Genomic DNA, 20,400 nt, shown 5'->3' with positions numbered 1-20,400 from the left:
CACCCCAAGCGGTGATAGGTTTGGCCGCATCTAACCTTCTGTCAAGGAAAGAAAAAGGCGGCCACTGGGACCCCCTTTTCTACCTATTCCGCCGCGATGGCGTCTTCGATTTTCTCAACCCGAATGGCCGAGAACTTGAACTCGGGGATTTTGCCATAGGGATCGATGGCCGAGTTGGTCAGAATATTTGCCGCCGCCTCGACATAGGCAAAGGGGATGAACACCATGTCCTCGGCGATTGCGCGGTCGGCACGCACCATGATCTCGATCGTCCCGCGACGCGTTGTCAGGCGGATGGTCTCGCCCGGTTCGATCTCCATCAGCTTGAGCGTGCGCGGGTTCATCGAACAGTTTGCTTCGGGTTCCACGGCGTCCAGAACCGTAGCGCGTCGCGTCATCGACCCGGTGTGCCAATGTTCCAACTGGCGACCCGTGGTGGCGATCATCGGATATTCCTCATCCGGGGCTTCATCGGGCGGGATGACGCTGGCCGGGGTGAATTTCGCCTTGCCATCCGAACGTGGGAAACCGTCGCCGAACACGATGGACTGGCCCGGATCGGTTTCAGACAGCGACGGGTAGGTGATCGTCTCGGTCTCGAGCCGGTCCCAGGTGATGTTGTCCAGCGAGGCCATCGTCAGTTTCATCTCGGCAAAGACCTGCGACACATCGGTGTAATCCCAGTTCAGCCCGATGCGCTGCGCCAGTTCGACAGTGATCTTCCAATCCTCACGCGCCTCCCCCGGAGGGGTCACGGCGGGGCGCACCCGCTGTACCTGACGGTTGGTATTCGACACCGTGCCGTTCTTTTCATAGAGCGCCGAGGCAGGCAGGATGACGTCAGCATAATTCGCCGTTTCGGTCAGGAAGATATCCTGCACGATCATCAAGTCCAGCTTGGCCAGCGCGTCGCGGGCGTGGTTCACATCAGGGTCGGACATGGCCGGGTTTTCGCCCATGATATACATGCCTTTGATGTTGCCGGCATAGGCTTGATCAATGATCTCGGTGACAGTCAGGCCCTTCTCGTTCGAGAAGTCGTCCGAATTCCACACCTCGTTGAACTTGGCGCGAATGCCATCGTCAGTCACGGTCTGATAATCCGGCAGGAACATCGGGATCAGACCCGCGTCCGAGGCCCCCTGCACATTGTTCTGGCCCCGCAGCGGGTGCAGACCAGCGCCGGGTTTACCGACATTGCCCGTCATCAGCGCAAGGCTGATCAGGCAACGCGAATTGTCGGTGCCGTGGATGTGCTGGCTGACGCCCATCCCCCAGAAGATCAGACCAGCCTTGGCCTGCGCAAAGGTGCGCGCGACACGGCGCAACTGATCCGGTTCGATGCCACAGATCGGCGACATCGCCTCGGGCGTGAAGGCGCGCAGATGCTCTTTCTCGGCCTCCCAGTTCTCGGTCCAGCGGTGGATGTATTGGCTGTCATAGAGCTCTTCCACGACGATCACATTCATGATCGCGTTCAGCATCGAAACATCGGCCCCCGGGCGGAACTGCAGCATCTCATCTGCGAACTTCCGCATCCCAACGCCGCGCGGGTCCATCACGATCAGCTTGCCGCCCCGTTTGGTGAACTGCTTGAAATAGGTCGCGGCGACGGGGTGGTTTTCGATCGGGTTGGCCCCAATGATGATTGCCACATCCGCGTTTTCGATCTCGTTGAAGGTAGCGGTCACCGCGCCCGATCCCACGTTCTCGATCAGAGCGGCCACCGACGACGCGTGGCATAGACGGGTGCAGTGGTCAACATTGTTGTGCTTGAAGCCCTGACGGATGAACTTCTGGAATAGGTAGGCTTCTTCGTTGGTGCATTTGGCCGAGCCAAAACCCGCAACGCTGCGCGGATCTTCGTCGCGCAGAGCCACCAGTTTGGAGGCCGCAAGCTCCATCGCCTCGTCCCAGGTCGCTTCGCGGAAATGGGTCGACAGGTCCGACGGATCGACATTCAGCCCCTTCTCAGGCGCATCCTCACGCCGGATCAGCGGCTTGGTCAGGCGGTGCGGGTGGTGGATATAGTCGAAACCAAACCGGCCTTTGACACACAAACGGCCTTCGTTGGCGGGGCCGTTGATGCCCTCGACATATTTGACCTTACCGTCCTTTACCTTCAGCGAGACCTTGCAGCCCACACCGCAGAACGGGCAGACGCTTTCTGTCTCAGAGTCGTAGTCTTTGCTGTCACCTTTCTGCTGATCGTCAAGCACGGTAGCGGGCATCAGCGCACCAGTCGGGCAAGCCTGCACGCATTCGCCGCAGGCCACACAGGTCGAATCGCCCATCGGGTCGTTCTGGTCGAACACCACCTGCGCCGTATGACCACGACCGGCCATGCCGATCACGTCATTCACCTGCACTTCACGGCAGGCCCGGACGCAGAGGTTGCAGTTGATGCAGGCGTCCAGATTGACGCGCATCGCAATGTGGCTTTCATCCAGCAGAGGGATCTTTTCGGCCTCTTTTGCGGGGAAACGGCTGCCCGAGACATCGTTCAGCTTGGCCATGTCCCAGAAATGGCTGGAGGCGTCGTGCGCTTCTTCGGGCTGGTCCGCGACCAGCAGTTCCATAACCATTGCGCGAGATTTCTCGGCGCGGTCGCTGTCAGTCTTCACGACCATCCCATCCGCTGCAGGACGGATGCACGAAGCGACCAGAGTGCGCTCGCCTTCCACCTCGACCATACAGGCGCGGCAGTTACCGTCGGGTTTGTAGCCCGGCTGCGGCTTGTGGCACAGGTGAGGGATGGTGAACCCCTGCCCCTTGGCGGCTTCCCAGATGGTCCAGCCCTCGGGCACGGTGACATCTTCGCCGTTCAGGTTGAAGGTGACGGTCTTGGTTGGGCTTGCGTCTAGCATGGCTCTGTCTCCCCTCAGATTTCGTCAGCGAAATGTTTCATGACGAGGCGGATCGGGTTCGGAGCAGCCTGCCCCAGACCACAGATCGAGGCATCGCCCATGACCTGGCACAGATCTTCCAGCAGATCGGTGTCCCACTTGTCGGCCTGCATCAACTTGACCGCCTTTTCGCAGCCCGCGCGACATGGCGTGCACTGGCCACAGCTTTCCTCCTCGAAGAAGCGCAGCATGTTCAACGCCGCGTCGCGGGCAGTGTCCCGATCGGACAGGACCACCACGGCGGCGGAGCCGATAAAGGTGCCATGAGGCTGCAATGTGTCAAAGTCCAGCGGAATGTCATCCATCGACGCAGGCAGCAGACCCGAGGATGGGCCACCCGGCTGATACGCCTTAAAGGTCTGGCCTTCTACCATACCCCCGGCAGCTTCGATCACGTCCAGAATGGTCGATCCGGCAGGCAGCAGGTAAACACCCGGCTTCGCCACACGGCCTGAGACCGAATAGCTGCGCAGCCCCCTGCGGCCATTCTTTTCGGTGCTGTTGAGGCATTCCGGCCCCTCGCGGCAAACCTTTGTGACCCAGTGCAAAGTCTCGACATTGTGCACCAAGGTCGGGCGGTTAAAGACCCCAACCTGCGCCACGAACGGAGGACGGTGACGCGGCAAGCCCTTTTTACCCTCGATCGATTCAATCATCGCGGATTCTTCACCGCAGATATACGCGCCAGCGCCCCGGCGCAGGTCGATATAACCGGGCGCGACAATCCCGGCAGTTTCCAGCGCGGCGATCTCGCGGCGCAGAATCTCCAGCACCGCAGGGTATTCGTCGCGCATGTAGATAAAACAGGTCTCGGCCTCAACCGCCCAGGCCGCGATCAGCATGCCCTCAAGGAAGACATGCGGCGTGCGTTCAAGATAATAGCGATCCTTGAACGTGCCCGGTTCGCCTTCGTCCCCGTTCACCGCCAGATAGCGAGGGCCTTCGTTCATGCGAACAAAGCCCCATTTCTTGCCCGACGGGAAGCCCGCACCACCCAGACCACGCAGGCCCGAGGACAGGACGTCCTCCTGCACCTTCTCCCAATCGCCGCCCTCGCGCAGCTCTTTCAGCTTGGCGTAACCGCCTTCTGCCTCATAGGCCGAGAAGGTTTCGTAGTCAGGCAGATGCGCATGGGTGTCACCCGCTGCAATCGCGGCCTGCACCTTTTCGGGGGTCGCGTGATCGATGTGGTTGTGACCGATCTCAAGCACCGGAGCGGTGTCACAGCGGCCCATGCACGGCGCGCGGACAACGCGCACTTCAGCGGGGTCCAGCCCGTCTTCCAAAGCCTTTTGCAACTGCTGGGCACCGGCCATTTCGCAGGACAGAGAATCACAGACGCGGATCGTCAGCGCGGGCGGAGGGGTGTCGCCTTCTTTCACCACGTCGAAATGGGCATAGAAGGTCGCGGTTTCATAGATTTCAGCCTGACCGATGCGCATTTCAACCGCCAACGCGGCTATGTGATCGGCGCTGATATGGCCGTGCGCGTCCTGAATCAAATGCAGGAATTCGATCAGCAGATCGCGGCGGCGCGGGCGGTCGCCCAGCAGGCGCGTGATCTCGGCCTGTGCCTCATCCGTGAACTGACGGCCTTTGGGCGTATGCCGCCCCTTTCCTTTACCTGACTTCCAGACGCCCTTGGGTGCGCCTGATGGCTTGGTGTCTAATGGTGCCATGATGCCCTCCGATTAAGGCCCCGTGTCTCATCAGACTAGCATATCGTCAAATCGCATATTTTAATCGCACGATAACGACAGATTATCACCGCAATGAGGCGACCACCGTCCTCAGCGCCTCGACCGTCGGCAGTTCTGGATCACGGCTGAGGGTTGCCAGACAGATCGGTTTGCTGACCACTGGATCGACCAGAGGCAGCACCTTCGTCCCCTTCAGATCACCCAAAGCCCGCACCAACACGCGGGGAACAACCGTTGCTGCCAGCCCTTCGCGCGCCATGACCATCGAGGCGGTGAAACCACTGGTTTCAGCCACCACATGCGGGTGCAGGCCCTGTTCGGCAAAAATGCGATCCAGAATGCGCCGGTTCTGCATCTGCGGCTCAAGTAGGCTCAGGGGAAACTTGGCCACCTGCGCCCATGGGATCGGGCCGGAATCCTCGGTCATATGCGCTGGGACCAGCAGTACATAGGTTTCTTCGTACAAGGGCTGTACCTGTCGCAGATCGGTGCCGATACTGTCACCATAGGTGATGCCCGCATCCAGACTGCCTTCGTCCAGACGATGCTGAATGGCGGTCGCCGACATGGTTTCGATCCGCGACAGGATGCGCGGATGGGCCTGCTGCAAGCGTTTGACCAGACGTCCAGTAAAGGCAATCGCGGTCGGAATCACGCCCAGGATCAGCGTCCCCGTAATCTCACCCTTGGATGCCTGCACCTGCTGTTCCAGCGCTTTGGTCTCATCCAGAATACGCCGCGCGCGCTGGACAATCATTTCGCCTTCTTCCGTCAGCCCCTGAAACCGATTGGCCCGCCGAACGATCGAAACGCCCAGCCGATCCTCAAGATTGCGGATACGCATCGAGAATGCAGGTTGAGAAATCCCGCATTCCTCGGCGGCTTTGGCAAAGTGTTGATGCCGCGCCAAGGCGCTGAGGAGTTGCAGGTCGCGGATTTCTATCATTTGGGAACATCTCGGGTCACGGGCCAACCTGATATCACAGAACGATTTGCAGGAATAAGCGCAACTTTGAATATCCTTGCTGGTAACTTGACTGATTGTCCAAAACCCAGTTCCAAACGCAGTTTTCAGCCGCAAGTGACTGCGCCCAGACCTATCCGTTCAGATTGTTTTCCAACTGCTGCCTAAGAGAAACTTCATCCTGAAGCCCCCAGAACTCCGACAGCTTCCCGTCCTTGACTTTATAGATACTGATAATCTTGAACTCGACCTCGCTCCCGGTCGCAGGAACGCCCAACCAGTCGTCGGAATGAGTTCCCCTCAGCGTCTTATAGGCAACAACCTTTTCACCCTCAGCAATCAGCGCTTCAACCGAGGCATGTAAATCAGGGAAGGCCCTTAAGAAGCTTGCATATCCTTGCTTCAAGCCTTCGATACCCCCGACAAAGGCCCCACCACCACTTGCCGTGTGGTCGATGAAATCCTCGGCGAACACCTCGCATATGGCATCAAGCGAATGGCCGTTCTGTATGTCGTCTATGTACCTTTGAACTACGGCTTTGTTGGCTTCGACTGTTTCGTTACCCATCGGAATAGAACCAAGTTTGGAAAACTCAGATTCAGATAGCACATTTACCGAAACGATTGCACTTCTTCACGTATTGAACAGGAAATGCATCACGTCACCGTCCTTGACGATGTAGCCCTTGCCCTCTGCTCGCATCTTGCCAGCCTCTTTCGCGCCCTGCTCGCCATTGGCGGCGATGTAATCGTCATAGGCGATGGTCTCGGCACGGATGAAGCCTTTTTCAAAGTCACCATGGATCACGCCAGCGGCCTGCGGGGCGGCGGTGCCGGTGCGGATGGTCCAGGCGCGGGCCTCTTTCGGGCCGACGGTGAAATAGGTTTCCAGGTGCAGCAAGTCGTAACCGGCGCGGATCAGACGATCCAGGCCCGGCTCTTCCAGCCCCATTTCCTCAAGGAACATCTGGGCTTCGTCGTCTTCCAACAGGCTGATTTCTTCTTCGATCTTGGCGCTGATGATGACGTGGGAATTGCCCTGCGCGGCGGCCATTTCAGCAACCTTGGCGGAATATTCGTTGCCCTCGGCCGCTTCTTCCTCAGACACGTTGCAAACATAGAGCACCGGCTTGGTGGTCAGCAGTTGCAGCATCTTCCACGCCTTGGCGTCTTCGTCCGAGACCTCGACCAGACGCGCGGGTTTACCGTTTTCCAGCATCGCCTGCGCCTCGGCTAGCAGGCGATCTTGCTGTGCCGCCTCTTTGTCGTTGCCCTTCAACTTGCGCACCAGGTTGGCGCGGCGCTTTTCGATGCTTTCCAGATCGGCCAGCATCAGCTCGGTCTCGATCGTATCGGCATCGGCCACCGGGTCGACGCGGCCATCCACATGGGTCACATCGCCGTCTTCGAAACAGCGCAGCACATGGGCAATCGCGTCGGTCTCGCGGATATTGGCCAGAAACTGGTTGCCCAGCCCCTCACCTTTCGAGGCGCCTTTGACCAGACCGGCGATGTCCACGAAGGTCATTCGCGTCGGGATGATTTGTTTCGAGGACGCAATCGCCGCCAGCTTGTCCAAACGCTCATCAGGCACGGCCACGTCGCCCACATTCGGCTCGATGGTGCAGAACGGGAAATTCGCCGCCTGCGCCGCGGCAGTCTTGGTCAGCGCGTTGAACAGGGTCGACTTGCCAACATTCGGCAGACCCACGATTCCCATTTTAAAGCCCATCTCGGCCTCCTGAAGCGATACGACGGCGTCTTCTATTCAGGTAAGGGCAAATGCGCAACCCAACCGCTCAACTTGGTTCGAGTCCGGACTGCAATATCACAACCCTGTCAAAGTGCGTGTCTTGATCGCGACTTGATTTTGTTGACCAAACGTAATCATTGTCGGACTTATCGCGAACAGATTGACGAAGATGCATTATGAAATTCCTTCTTATTTTCACTGCTTTCTTACTTTCAGCGGCTACAGCACACGCTCAATCGGTAATCTTCGGAGCAGGCTACGCTGATTTTTCCGATAGCAATGGCGAGGATCAGGCCATCTTTTCGCTGGAATACCAGCACAATCCGTTTCACCAGGCCACCCGGTTCAGTGCGGGCTGGGGGGCAGCACTGACGGTTGATGTCGATGGCGACACGCATATCGGTGCGGGTTTGATCGGCGTCTACTCATTCTCGGACCGCTGGTTCGCCGAACTCAGCGTCCTGCCCGGCTATTACAACGCATCTAATGACAACAACGACTTGGGCGGCAGCTTCCAAATTCGCAGCCTTCTGGGTGTTGGTTACAATTTGGACAGCGGCAACGCTATTTCTCTGGCCGTAACGCACAAGTCCAATGCCAGCACCGAAAGCTTCAACCCCGGTGTGAATGCCCTGTTCCTGCGATATCACTACGGGTTCTAAGCTAATCTGGCCCGGCGGGATTGATTTCCGCGCAAAGTTTCTGCACATCAGGTTCAAACCTGTTTGCAAGGACTGCTGATGACCCGTATCGACGCCAAGTTTGCCGCTCTGAAGGCCGAAAACAAGAAAGCCTTTGTCGCCTATATCATGGCCGGAGACCCTGATTTCGATACTTCGCTCGAAATCGTGAAGGGGCTGCCGGGCGCAGGTGTCGATGTGATCGAACTTGGCCTGCCATTCACTGATCCCATGGCCGATGGCCCGACGATTCAGGCCGCCGGACAGCGTTCCCTGGACGGTGGTATGACCTTGCAAAGAACTCTGGATCTGGCGCGCGCCTTCCGCGAGACGGATGATACGACCCCCATTGTGCTGATGGGGTACTACAACCCGATCTACAGCCGAGGGGTCGACACGTTTTTGGCCGATGCCAAGGTTGCGGGTATTGACGGGCTGATCGTCGTAGACCTTCCCCCTGAAGAAGACGAAGAGCTCTGCCTGCCTGCGCAGGCGGCGGGTTTGAACTTTATCCGTCTTGCAACCCCGACTACCGACGACAAGCGCCTGCCCCGCGTTCTGCAAAATACGTCGGGCTTTGTATACTACGTCTCGATCACGGGGATCACAGGCGCCGCCGAAGCGCAAGCAACGAATGTCGGCCCCGAGGTCGCCCGGATTAAGGCAGCAACGGATCTGCCTGTCATTGTCGGCTTTGGAATCAATACACCCGAAAAATCCCGCGCGATCGCTTCTGTGGCAGACGGCGCGGTGGTTGGGTCCGCGATCGTTAGCCAGATCGCCTCGGGCAAACCGGTTTCCGACGTACTGAGCTTTGTAAAAACGCTGGCCGACGGGGCCCATTCGGCCAGAAAACACTGACAAACCCTAAGATAAGATCAACCGCGGCTGGCCTATACCTCCCGCGGTTTTTTTGCGTTCCTTCGGCGCGGCAACGGACCGCAGACATGCGACGTTGCGGCGCCCCCTAACAATTGGTAAGAAAAAAGAACCAATTCAAAAGGCCAAAGCCAAATGCCAGTCATCACAAACATAGAAGACCTTAAACGGATCTACGAACGGCGCGTCCCGCGGATGTTTTTCGACTACGCCGAAAGCGGAAGCTGGACAGAACAAACGTTCCGCGAAAACAGTTCGGATTTCGAAGAAATCCGCCTGCGCCAACGCGTCGCCGTGGACATGGCCGGGCGCTCGACCGCATCACAAATGATTGGTCAAGACGTTGCGATGCCGGTTGCATTGGCCCCCGTCGGATTGACCGGGATGCAACACGCCGACGGAGAGATGAAGGCTGCCAAAGCCGCCGAAGAATTCGGCGTTCCCTTCACGCTGTCCACCATGTCAATCAACTCGATCGAAGATGTGGCCGAACACACGACAAAACCATTCTGGTTCCAGCTCTATACAATGAAAGATCAGGACTACGTCGGACGCCTGATCCAACGCGCAAAAGACGCGAACTGCTCGGCCCTTGTTATCACTCTGGACCTGCAAATTCTTGGCCAACGGCACAAGGACCTGAAAAACGGCCTGTCTGCCCCGCCAAAACTGACTGCAAAAACCGTCGCCAATCTAATGACCAAATGGGCGTGGGGCATTGAAATGCTGGGCGCGCATCGGCGGGAATTCGGCAATATCGTTGGCCACGCCGAAGGGGTGTCGGATGCTTCCTCACTCGGCGCTTGGACAGCGGAACAGTTTGACCCCAGCCTTGACTGGAAAAAAGTCGAAAAGCTGATGGAGCAATGGGGCGGCAAAGTGATCCTTAAGGGCATACTGGACGCCGAGGATGCAAAGATGGCAGCCAAGTTGGGGGCCGACGCCATCGTCGTGTCAAATCACGGTGGACGCCAGTTGGACGGGGCGCTCAGTTCAATCCGCGTTTTGCCCGAAATCATTGATGCGGTCGGTGGAGATGTCGAGGTTCACCTGGACAGCGGCATTCGCTCGGGCCAAGACGTGCTCAAAGCATTGGCTCTGGGTGCAAAGGGCACCTATATCGGCCGCGCCTTTGTCTATGGACTGGGCGCAATGGGACAAAAAGGCGTCACGACAGCACTGGATGTCATTCACAAAGAGCTTGATACCACGATGGCGCTGTGCGGTGAGCGCCACATTGGCGACTTGGGCCGCCACAACCTTTTGGTCCCCGAGGATTTCGGCGGTCGCTGGCAAGGCTGACCATCGGGTTTAGGGGGGCTCTGCCCCCGCCGCCCTTTAGGCGACTCCCCCGGGATATTTTTAGCCAGATGAAGCAGGAATCCTTCATTCATCTGGCTTTAAATATCCCGGAGCGCGATGCAGAGCCTCGCAATAAACCTGATCCCGCAAAAAGCCCTTTCCAATTGCAGTGAATCAAGCTATGGACGCGGCTTCACGCGGGCATACAGCCTTGGAGGATGCCCGCCCTAACATTGGAGAATATATCATGGCTGGTGAGATTCCTGATCTCGTAGCTCTGGAACGGACGGGGACAGGCAAGGGCGCCGCTCGTCAAGCACGCCGCGACGGCATGGTTCCGGGCATTGTATTTGGTGGCGACAAAGAACCGCTGCCGATCAACATCCCGTTCAACGTTTTGTTCAAGCGCCTGAAAGCGGGCCGGTTCAAGTCGACCCTGTGGAACCTGAAGGTTGAAGGACACGAAGACGTGCGCGTCATCTGCCGCGACGTACAGCGTGACGTTGTCAAAGACCTGCCCACCCATCTGGACCTGATGCGCCTGCGTCGGACCACCAAGATCGCGCTGTTCATCCCCGTTGAGTTCGTCAACGAAGAAGAAGCGCCCGGCATCAAGAAGGGCGGCGTTCTGACCGTTGTCCGTCCTGAAGTCGAACTGATGTGCACCGCTGGTGAAATTCCCGAGAAGATCACTGTTGATCTGACCGGTCTGAACATCAACGACGTTGTCACCATCTCGTCGGTTGACCTGCCTGCAGGCACCAAGCCAACCATCGACCGTGACTTCGTGATCGCCAACATCTCGGCACCGACTGGCCTGTCGGCAAGCGACGACGAAGAAGGTGAAGAGGGCGAAGTGGCACCTGATGAGGTCGAAGTCGTCGGCAAGGAAGAAGCCGAAGAATAAATCCGGACACGACGTTCCAGATTTTCCGGACGGGGCCCTTGGGTCCCGTCTTTTCTTTTGGTCTGAACGGGCTGGAAAACTGCCCCTGATCCATGCCATCTACCAATTGAAGATCGGTGCGCAAAGTAAGGACGTGGGAATGAAGCTGTTTGTCGGCTTGGGTAATCCAGGATCAAAATATGCCCGAAACCGGCATAATATTGGCTTTATGGCTGTCGACAGGATCGCGGATGATCACGGGTTCGGGCCGTGGAAATCAAAGTTCCAGGCCGAAATTGCCGAAGGGCGGCTGGGCGGTGAAAAGGTTCTTGTGATTAAACCACAGACTTTCATGAACCGTTCGGGCCAGTCCGTTGGCGAGGCGATGCGCTTTTACAAGCTCGACTCGACCGACGTGACCGTTTTCCATGATGAGCTGGACCTTGCGCCAGGCAAAGTTCGGGTCAAAGCAGGTGGAGGGCATGCTGGCCATAATGGGCTGCGCTCGATCCACGAACATATCAGCCCGGCTTATGACCGGGTGCGACTGGGGATCGGTCATCCCGGGCGCAAGGAAATGGTCTCACCTTATGTTTTGGGTGACTTCGCCAATGCCGACAGCGACTGGTTGGATGACGTCCTGCGTGGTGTGTCCGACGGTGCTGGACATCTGGCTGACGGAGAGGGCGGCAAGTTCATGAACGCTGTCGCCTTGCGCACAGCCCCACCACGGTCTTCAAAGTCCCCCTCTGAGCCTGCCAAGCCGACTGCAAAGCCGATTTCACAACCAGATTCACAGCCGACACGCGACGACCGATCGGCCATGCAACGGCTGTTGGACAAATTCAAATAGACACACTGACATTGCCGCAACGTACCATTTGCGGATCCCACCCAATCGCGTTCCAATACCACCCGAATATGGGAGGAAATGGATGAGAACCTTTTTGAAATGGGTGCTGCGCATCGTTTTGATGCTAGTGCTGGCCGCGGCTGTTGTTGGCTTCTGGAAACGCGAAGAAATCCAACGCCTTATGGCCGTCAACTCCTTGTTCGCTGAGGACAAGATCGTCCACAATTTCTCTCATATGGACGAAGCCTTTCTAAAGGTGGACTTGCCACGTGGGGACGGCCCAACTTGGGAGCTGCCTTACGGGCCGGGCTTCGATTTGCCCGAAGGCACCGACGGCTGGATCGAGGACCGCACCGTAACATCTTTGCTGGTGATGCAGGATGGGCAGATCCGGTTCGAGGAATATTATTTGGACACTGGGCCGGATGATCGGCGCATTTCGTGGTCGGTCGCTAAAAGCTATCTCTCTTCCCTGTTGGGTATCCTTCTGGCCGAAGGTGCGATCGACTCGCTTGATGACCCGGTCACAAAATACGCACCGGACTTGGAAGGCTCGGCCTATGACGGTGCCACGATACGCAATGTGTTGAACATGGCCAGCGGCGTGACGTTCAACGAGGACTATCTGGATTACGATTCCGACATTAACCGGATGGGCCGGGTGCTTGCGCTGGGTGGCGAGCTGGACGACTTTGCAGCCTCGCTTCAGGACAGCTTCACCACACCCGGGGAAACCTGGCAGTATGTCTCGATTGATACGCATGTCATCGGAATGGTGATCCGTGGCGCCACCGGACGCAGCGTTGCTGAATTGCTGACGGTTCGGATCTTGCAACCGCTTGGGCTGGAGCAGGATGGCTATTACGTGACGGACGGCGCTGGGGTCGCGTTCGTGTTGGGTGGGTTGAATTTCACCACCCGCGACTTTGCCCGATTTGGGCAGGTTGTTTTGCAGAATGGGTCACATAATAGTCAGCAACTTATCCCTGCCGAATGGATCGCCGAAGCGGTCGCGCCCAGCGCACCGACTGAGGCAGGGAAAATCGGATATGGCTATCAATGGTGGATTCCGGTCGGCGCGCATGAGGGAGAGTTTCTGGCGCGTGGTGTTTACGGCCAATATATCTATTTCGACCAAGCCCGCGATGTTCTGATCGTTTCAACCGGGGCAGACCGCAACTTTCGCGATGCGGGCGTGAACGAAGAAAATATCGAAATGTTCCGCAAAATTGCGCAAAGCCTGTAAGATGGCGTCATGCAGAAGCAGGACAGCATAAATGTGCTGGGGGGTGTTCTGGCTCCCTGCTCGCGCGATCCCCTGACCGGTTTTTTCCGGGACGGGGCGTGCAACACCTGCCCCGAGGATCAGGGCAGCCACACTGTTTGCGCAGTCATGACGGCCGAGTTTCTCGCGTATTCGAAATATGTTGGAAACGACCTGAGCACGCCACGCCCCGAGTTCGACTTTGCGGGTCTCAAACCGGGCGATAGCTGGTGCCTGTGCGCCGGGCGGTTCCTCCAAGCCTATGACGAAGGTTGCGCGCCCATGGTGCATCTTGAAGCAACACATCAAAGGGCGTTGGACGTTGTGCCGCTACGCGTCTTACAGGAGAAGGCGGCACTAGACTAACGGGTCAGGCAAGGATCTCCCGCCCCACCTATATGAGCTCCGGTTTCAAAAACGGCGCTGCCAAATGGCGCGCCGTTTCTTAGTCGAACTAAAAGGTTAATCTGCCGTGCGTCCTTCGGTATCCGACATATCGAAATTCAGATACTTGGCCACGGTCTGTACATCCTTGTCGCCGCGTCCGCACATGTTCATGCAGATCAGGTGATCTTTGGGTAGTTCCGGCGCAATCTTCATCACATGGGCAAGCGCGTGGCTGGGTTCAAGCGCCGGAATAATCCCTTCGGTCGCGCAGCACAGTTGGAACGCCTCCAACGCCTCTTTATCGGTGATCGAGACATAGTTGGCGCGGCCAATGTCATTCAACCACGAATGTTCCGGCCCAATACCGGGGTAATCCAATCCGGCCGAAATCGAATAGCCCTCAAGAATCTGCCCGTCATCATCCTGCAGCAGATAGGTGCGGTTGCCATGCAGCACGCCGGGGCGACCGCCGGTCAGCGACGCGCAATGTTCCATTTTTTCATTGACGCCTTTACCACCAGCCTCAACACCAATGATGTTGACGGATTTGTCGTCAAGGAACGGATAGAACAGCCCCATCGCGTTCGACCCACCGCCGATGGCGGCGATGATCGTGTCGGGCAAACGACCCTCAGCCTTGTGCATCTGCTCTTTGGCTTCCTTGCCGATGATCGACTGGAAATCTCGCACCATCGCCGGATACGGGTGCGGCCCGGCCACGGTGCCGATGCAATAGAACGTGTCTCGCACATTGGTCACCCAGTCGCGCAGCGCGTCATTCATCGCGTCCTTCAGGGTGCCGCGGCCCGAGGTCACCGGAATCACCTCGGCGCCCAGCAGGCGCATACGGAACACGTTTGGCGCCTGACGCTGTACGTCATGCGCGCCCATATAGACCACGCATTTCAGGCCGAATTTGGCGCAGACAGTGGCGGTGGCGACGCCGTGCTGCCCTGCCCCGGTTTCGGCGATGATCCGGGTCTTACCCATGCGCCGCGCCAGAATGATCTGACCCAGCACGTTGTTGATCTTATGCGCGCCAGTATGGTTCAGCTCATCACGTTTCAGGTAAATCTTGGCTCCGCCCAGATGCTGCGTCAGACGTTCCGCGAAATACAGCGGCGAGGGTCGACCCACATAGTTGGCCCACAAATCGTCCATCTCGGCCCAGAAGGTCGGATCATCCTTGGCCTTCTCATATTCCTCTTCCAGCGACAGGATCAGAGGCATCAGCGTCTCGCTGACAAATCGCCCTCCGAATATGCCGAAACGTCCCTGTTCGTCGGGGCCGGACATAAAGGAATTGAAAAGATCGTTGGCCATGGCTGTCTCCATCGTCGTACCCGTTGTTCATAGGAGGTAGCTGCGGGATTTGCCATGGCAAAACGTACGTCGCGACACCCAGAGCAACGCTATTGAGCAGCCTTGATGAACGCACTGATCAAAGCAGTGTCCTTGACGCCGGGCGCACTTTCCACGCCAGAGGCCACATCGACCTGACGCGCACCCGTCATGCGGATCGCTTCTGCTACGTTGTCCGGGTTCAGACCACCTGCCAGCATCCACGGCTTGCGCCAATACTTGCGCCCAGCCAAAAGCCGCCAGTCAAATGCCAGCCCATTACCGCCCGGCAAGACCGCGTTCTTGGGCGGCTTGGCGTCAATCAAAAGCTGATCCGCAACGCCGCTGTAATCGTCGATTGCGGCCAAATCTTCAGCATCGGCCACCCCGATCACCTTAATCACAGGCAAACCATAGCGCGCTTTGATTTCACGCACACGGTCAACGCTTTCGGACCCGTGCAACTGCAACATATCAAACGGGGCCGTCCCGGTGATTCTGTCCAGTTCCTCGTCCGAAGCGTTCACCACCAAGGCCACTTTAGCCACACCAACCGGCACGGCCTGCATTAACGCGGCCGCTTGCGCGGGCGAGACATAGCGGGGGGACTTCGGGAAAAAATTGAACCCAAGGTACCGTGCCCCGGCCTCGGCCGCGGCGCGCACGTGATCAGGTGCGGTCAGGCCGCAGATTTTAACGGAAATATCCGGCATCAGATGGCCTCAGCTGGCTTCGTCCAGCAGCGCAAGAACTTCGTCTTTACCTTCGTTCTGCTTTTTCTTGAGCTTTTTGACCTCACGCTCAAGCTTGCGGACTTCGCTTGTCTTGGCAGTTGCATCGCGACGGTGCTTGTGCTCACGCAGCCATTCCCACAGGAAACCAATGACAAGGCCAGCAACCACGCCGCCCAGAACCACAAGGAACAATGGCAGCGACGCACTGAAATTGAAGCCAAGCAAATCGGCAAAGGCCTGTGGCATCAGCGTCAATTCCACGGTTTCGCGGTTGGCAAGAGAAACCGAAATCAGAACGATCCCGAGGATCGCCAGAAAAGCATATCGAAGGTAGCGCATCATGGCCTAGGCTTTACCGTTCAAACGATCCCTTAGCAACTTGCCCGTCTTGAAAAATGGAACACATTTTTCTTCAACCTGAACAGTTTCACCCGTTCTGGGATTGCGGCCCACGCGGGCATCGCGCTGCTTGACCGAAAACGCGCCAAATCCGCGCAGTTCAACACGATCACCACGCGCCATGGCATCCGTAACTTCTTCGAACACGGTATTCACGATACGCTCAACATCACGCTGATAGAGATGCGGATTTTCGTCGGCAATTTTCTGAATCAGTTCTGAACGGATCATGTGCGCTACCCTCCCAGGCGACCGGTTAACCATGTCTACTAATCTGGGCAGTATAGAAAGAAACCCGGATTGGGGGAATGTTGACTCTGGGCGCAAAGCCTTAATTTTGCTTAAATCTCACACGATTTTTTGCTGGTTTACAGGAAATGGGCTCGAATTGAGAGCGTGATGCGCAAACTGATCGCAAATTTTGGAACATATTGATTCGCAACAAAAACGGCCCCGCGCATATGCGCGAGGCCGTGAATTAGGTTTTGGCTGATGACCGGGCTTAGTCGCCGGACTTCAGCGCTGCACCCAGAATGTCGCCCAGCGATGCGCCCGAGTCGGAAGAACCGTACTGTTCCACGGCCTCTTTCTCTTCTGCGATCTCGCGTGCTTTGATCGACAGGCCCAGACGGCGGGTCTTGCTGTCGACGTTGGTGACACGGACGTCGACCTTGTCGCCAGTGTTGAAACGCTCGGGGCGCTGCTCGGCACGGTCACGCGACAGGTCCGAACGGCGGATGAAGGATTTCATGCCTTCATACTCGACCTCGATACCGCCATCTTCGATTGCGGTAACTTCAACGGTGATGACCGAGCCACGCTTCACGCCGCCCACGGCTTCGGCGAACTTGTCACCGCCCAGGGCTTTGATCGACAGAGAGATACGCTCTTTTTCGACGTCAACTTCCGAAACGACGGCCGAAACCATATCGCCTTTGCGGTAGTTCTGGATCGCGTCTTCACCGCGCTCGTCCCAAGACAGGTCGGACAGGTGTACCATGCCGTCGATGTCGCCTTCGAGACCAATGAACAGACCGAATTCGGTGATGTTCTTGACTTCGCCTTCGACCTCGGTGCCCTCGGGGTGTGTTTCTGCAAACACTTCCCACGGGTTACGCATGGTCTGCTTCAGGCCCAGAGACACGCGACGCTTGGCACCGTCGATTTCCAGAACCATGACGTCGACTTCCTGGCTGGTCGAAACGATCTTGCCGGGGTGGACGTTTTTCTTGGTCCAGGACATCTCGGACACGTGCACCAGACCCTCGACACCGGCTTCCAGCTCGACGAACGCGCCGTAGTCGGTGATGTTGGTGACGCGACCCTGATGAACCGAGCCCAGCGGGTATTTCGCAGCAACCAGATCCCACGGATCTTCTTGCAGCTGCTTCATGCCCAGGCTGATGCGGTGGGTCTCTTTGTTGATCTTGATGACCTGAACCTTGATGGTTTCGCCGATCGTCAGGATCTCGGACGGGTGGTTCACACGACGCCATGCCATGTCGGTGACGTGCAGCAGGCCGTCGACGCCGCCCAAGTCAACGAATGCACCGTATTCGGTGATGTTCTTGACAACACCCTCGACGGTCTGACCTTCGGACAGGTTGCCGATAACTTCGGCACGCTGTTCGGCACGCGATTCTTCCAGGATTGCGCGGCGCGAAACAACGATGTTGCCACGACGACGGTCCATTTTCAGAATCTGGAACGGCTGCTTCAGACCCATCAGCGGGCCAGCGTCGCGCACGGGGCGAACATCAACCTGCGAGCCGGGCAGGAACGCAACTGCGCCACCCAGATCGACGGTGAAGCCACCTTTGACGCGACCAAAGATAGCACCTTCGACGCGCTGGTCGTCGGCATATGCTTTTTCCAGACGGTCCCATGCCTCTTCACGGCGGGCCATCTCGCGCGAGATGACAGCTTCGCCACGGGCGTTTTCTGCGGCGCGCAGGTAAACTTCGACCTCGTCACCTACAGCGATTTCAGGGGCTTCGCCGGGATTTGCGAATTCTTTCAGATCAACGCGGCCTTCCATTTTGTAGCCTACGTCGATGATGGCTTGGCCGGCTTCGATAGCCAGAACCTTGCCTTTGACAACAGAACCCTCTTCGGGTGTGTCCATTTCGAAGCTTTCATTAAGGAGGGCTTCGAATTCCTCCATGGATGCGTTAGCCATGTGGCGTTGTTTTCCTTTACAGTACGTTTTTGCTGGCCGAGCGGTTGTCTCCGCCGGTCTTAGTGGATTGGTCAGACGACCTGACATATGCCGCAAAACAAAGAGGGCCGGTTGTTTCCGACCCTGCTCGTCTCATTGTTTTATGGCTCAAATCGCCTTGTCGACGCGCGCTCTATAGCGGGTTCGCCAAGGCGCTGCAAGTTATAACGGGCGATACGCGCTATAACCTGCAATACCTGCCGACAAACGGCCCAGCGGCCGGGCGAATTTCACCGCCCGGCTCACAGGCAATTTCTAGAACAACTGCAAATCCTTTGCGCCGCTCTGGATTTCAGCGAAGTTGGGCATGTTCTGAACGGCCACCGGCGCAGGTTTCGCACCCGGCATCGCAACCGTCGGCTTCGCAGCCACCGCTTTACCAAAGGCGGGCTTTTCCAGCTCTCCTCGAATATCGCGCAACAGGGTCTTGTGATCCGGCATAGATTTGAGAATCTGCGCAAGGTCCACTTTCGCGCCCTTCCACCACTGGAACCAGATCGGCTTTTTCAAAGGTCGCACCCGATCACGAATGCCTGTGCCATAGCCTGTATCGTAGACTTGCTTGCCCAACAGCACCGTCTGGTAAACGCGGTGATCAAACAGCGTCGCGAACTCAACATCGTGCTGCATCGGCAAGCGGTGCTGCCACAGCTCGAGGTTCTCGGCCAACCGGTCGGGTATTTTCATCTCGGTCCGGGCATCGATCCAATATTGATCATCCGTGCGGTTACCCAAGCGATAGTGCAGACAGATGAATTCGAGCACCTCGTCATAAAGCTTGTCCATCTGTCGGTTGTACCGCGCCCGCAAGGACGGTTCGATCGCCTGCGTCGGCAGATGTTCGGCGAACCAGCGCACCGCGTGGTCGATCATATGAATCGCGGTGCTTTCCAACGGCTCGATAAACCCGCCGGACAAACCGACGGCCACGCAGTTCTTGACCCATGCATTGCGCACCCGTCCAACCCGCATTGGGATCACACGCGGCGTCAAACCTTTGCCGCTGTCGCCTAGCCATTCAAGATATTCGTCCGCCGCCTGATCATCCGTGCGATGCGCCGAGGAATACACATAGCCCGTGCCTACACGATTGAACAATGGAACCCGCCACGTCCAACCAGCCCCCAGCGCCGTAGACCGCGTGGCGCTTTCGATCTTTTCGGGGTCAGGATGTTCGACCTGCAAGGCCATGGCCCGGTCATTGGGCAGGTAGTCCGAATAATCCATGAACGGCTCACCCAGAGCCTGATTAATGATCAGCCCCCGGAACCCGGTGCAATCCACAACCATCTCGATATCGTGGCGGCCTTTGCGCTCCAGCATCAGATGGCTGACATTGCCCTGCTCGTCCAGTTCGACCGATTGGACCTCATCCTGAATATGCTCGACCCCGCGCTTGGTGCAGACCTTCGTCAACATCCCCGCGAATTTCACAGCGTCCAGGTGGTATGCAAAGCCGAACCGTTGTTCGAATTCCGGTGCACCCAGTGGCCGCGCGCCTTTGCACATACGAGCCAGATCATCGTGCGGCGAGATTGATTGCGTAAAGTCCCGATCCCCGTTGCCAAAGCGCAGGAAATATTCGGCCGCCTCCAGCCCTTCCAGCATCTGGCCATGAGCAAAAGGGTTCATATAGTCGATGCGGTTGCCCTTGGCGTCGTTGTTCCAGTTACAGAACTTCACACCCAGTTTAAACGACGCGTTTGTCTCGCGGAAAAAGTCCCGCTCGGCAATCCCCGCCTGCCGGAGCGTAACCGGCATGCGCGGCACGGTAGCCTCTCCCACCCCCACCGTCGAAATATTCGGGCTTTCGATCAGGCAGATGCGCGGTCGGTCCTTTGGCGCTGACGTGCGAGAAAACACCATCTCAAGGATCAGCGCGGTCATCCAACCTGCGGTGCCGCCGCCCACAATAGTGATTTTACGCAAACGGTTGTTCATTTAGCTCTCCCCCTCAATATTTCAGGGGACTATACCAGCTTTCCGATACCTCGCTAGGGCCTAGGCCTCCTTGGTTGTCAGCATGTTCAAAGCTGTGACAATCCGTGAAGATTCCCTCATCCCATCACCGCTATGAAACCGGCGAAACTCATCAAAGATGCCCCGGTTTCAACCGTTTTTGCGGGCTGGCAAC

At 57.5% G+C, this 20,400-nt stretch carries 18 protein-coding genes; 7 read left to right on the top strand and 11 right to left on the bottom strand.

All coding sequences use genetic code 11. From position 1 onward, the window contains the following. Positions 1-83 precede the first annotated feature (83 nt). The 5 genes from fdhF to ychF form a co-directional block, all read right to left on the bottom strand. Positions 84-2,867 carry a formate dehydrogenase subunit alpha gene (gene fdhF / locus GOX75_RS06575; RefSeq protein WP_171121796.1) on the bottom strand — a complete coding sequence of 928 codons (2,784 nt, stop codon included), beginning with the start codon at positions 2,865-2,867 and terminating at the stop codon, positions 84-86. Positions 2,868-2,881: 14 nt separating this feature from the next. Then, positions 2,882-4,585: an NAD(P)H-dependent oxidoreductase subunit E gene (locus tag GOX75_RS06570; RefSeq protein WP_171121795.1), complete on the bottom strand. Its 1,704-nt coding sequence runs from the start codon at positions 4,583-4,585 to the stop codon at positions 2,882-2,884. Between the two features lie 85 nt (positions 4,586-4,670). Then, positions 4,671-5,552, bottom strand: coding sequence for a LysR family transcriptional regulator (locus GOX75_RS06565; RefSeq protein WP_171121794.1), 882 nt, complete (start codon positions 5,550-5,552; stop codon positions 4,671-4,673). Positions 5,553-5,703: 151 nt separating this feature from the next. Continuing rightward, entirely contained in the window at positions 5,704-6,138 is a 435-nt protein-coding gene (locus GOX75_RS06560) for an ester cyclase (RefSeq protein ID WP_171121793.1), read from the bottom strand. Between the two features lie 66 nt (positions 6,139-6,204). After that, positions 6,205-7,302 (bottom strand): redox-regulated ATPase YchF, encoded by a 1,098-nt coding sequence (ychF, locus tag GOX75_RS06555; RefSeq protein WP_171121792.1) that lies wholly within the window; start codon positions 7,300-7,302, stop codon positions 6,205-6,207. Between the two features lie 197 nt (positions 7,303-7,499). On the opposite strand from ychF, the gene GOX75_RS06550 reads away from it, so the two are divergent. From GOX75_RS06550 to GOX75_RS06520, 7 genes are all read left to right on the top strand, one after another. Further along, entirely contained in the window at positions 7,500-7,985 is a 486-nt protein-coding gene (locus GOX75_RS06550) for an acyloxyacyl hydrolase (protein WP_171121791.1), read from the top strand. A gap of 78 nt (positions 7,986-8,063) precedes the next feature. Further along, positions 8,064-8,864 carry a tryptophan synthase subunit alpha gene (gene trpA / locus GOX75_RS06545; RefSeq protein ID WP_171121790.1) on the top strand — a complete coding sequence of 267 codons (801 nt, stop codon included), beginning with the start codon at positions 8,064-8,066 and terminating at the stop codon, positions 8,862-8,864. 153 nt (positions 8,865-9,017) lie between these two features. Beyond that, entirely contained in the window at positions 9,018-10,184 is a 1,167-nt protein-coding gene (locus GOX75_RS06540; protein WP_171121789.1) for an alpha-hydroxy acid oxidase, read from the top strand. A 247-nt stretch (positions 10,185-10,431) separates the two neighbouring features. Continuing rightward, positions 10,432-11,091, top strand: coding sequence for a 50S ribosomal protein L25/general stress protein Ctc (locus tag GOX75_RS06535; protein ID WP_171121788.1), 660 nt, complete (start codon positions 10,432-10,434; stop codon positions 11,089-11,091). A gap of 139 nt (positions 11,092-11,230) precedes the next feature. Beyond that, complete coding sequence (gene pth, locus GOX75_RS06530; protein WP_171121787.1) at positions 11,231-11,923, top strand: aminoacyl-tRNA hydrolase; 693 nt, start codon at positions 11,231-11,233, stop codon at positions 11,921-11,923. Positions 11,924-12,005: 82 nt separating this feature from the next. Further along, on the top strand, positions 12,006-13,169 hold the full coding sequence (locus tag GOX75_RS06525) for a serine hydrolase (protein ID WP_171121786.1): 1,164 nt from the start codon (positions 12,006-12,008) through the stop codon (positions 13,167-13,169). A gap of 9 nt (positions 13,170-13,178) precedes the next feature. Then, the gene (locus GOX75_RS06520; RefSeq protein ID WP_171121785.1) at positions 13,179-13,553 is read left to right on the top strand and encodes a DUF2237 family protein; all 375 of its coding nucleotides are present in this window, start codon (positions 13,179-13,181) and stop codon (positions 13,551-13,553) included. Positions 13,554-13,649: 96 nt separating this feature from the next. Here the strand turns inward: GOX75_RS06520 and trpB are convergent, their stop codons facing one another. The 6 genes from trpB to GOX75_RS06490 form a co-directional block, all read right to left on the bottom strand. Beyond that, positions 13,650-14,897 carry a tryptophan synthase subunit beta gene (gene trpB, locus GOX75_RS06515; protein WP_171121784.1) on the bottom strand — a complete coding sequence of 416 codons (1,248 nt, stop codon included), beginning with the start codon at positions 14,895-14,897 and terminating at the stop codon, positions 13,650-13,652. 89 nt (positions 14,898-14,986) lie between these two features. Further along, positions 14,987-15,628, bottom strand: coding sequence for a phosphoribosylanthranilate isomerase (locus GOX75_RS06510; RefSeq protein ID WP_171121783.1), 642 nt, complete (start codon positions 15,626-15,628; stop codon positions 14,987-14,989). A 9-nt stretch (positions 15,629-15,637) separates the two neighbouring features. After that, complete coding sequence (locus GOX75_RS06505) at positions 15,638-15,988, bottom strand: lipopolysaccharide assembly protein LapA domain-containing protein (protein WP_171122323.1); 351 nt, start codon at positions 15,986-15,988, stop codon at positions 15,638-15,640. 6 nt (positions 15,989-15,994) lie between these two features. Next, positions 15,995-16,279, bottom strand: coding sequence for an integration host factor subunit beta (ihfB, locus tag GOX75_RS06500; protein WP_037310872.1), 285 nt, complete (start codon positions 16,277-16,279; stop codon positions 15,995-15,997). Positions 16,280-16,550: 271 nt separating this feature from the next. Further along, the gene (gene rpsA, locus GOX75_RS06495; RefSeq protein WP_170462358.1) at positions 16,551-18,227 is read right to left on the bottom strand and encodes a 30S ribosomal protein S1; all 1,677 of its coding nucleotides are present in this window, start codon (positions 18,225-18,227) and stop codon (positions 16,551-16,553) included. 294 nt (positions 18,228-18,521) lie between these two features. Further along, positions 18,522-20,207 carry a tryptophan halogenase family protein gene (locus GOX75_RS06490; protein WP_171121782.1) on the bottom strand — a complete coding sequence of 562 codons (1,686 nt, stop codon included), beginning with the start codon at positions 20,205-20,207 and terminating at the stop codon, positions 18,522-18,524. Positions 20,208-20,400 lie beyond the last annotated feature (193 nt).

This window comes from Ruegeria sp. HKCCD7251 (assembly GCF_013031165.1).
GTDB lineage: Bacteria > Pseudomonadota > Alphaproteobacteria > Rhodobacterales > Rhodobacteraceae > Ruegeria.
This window is presented reverse-complemented; position numbering and strand designations above follow the sequence as displayed.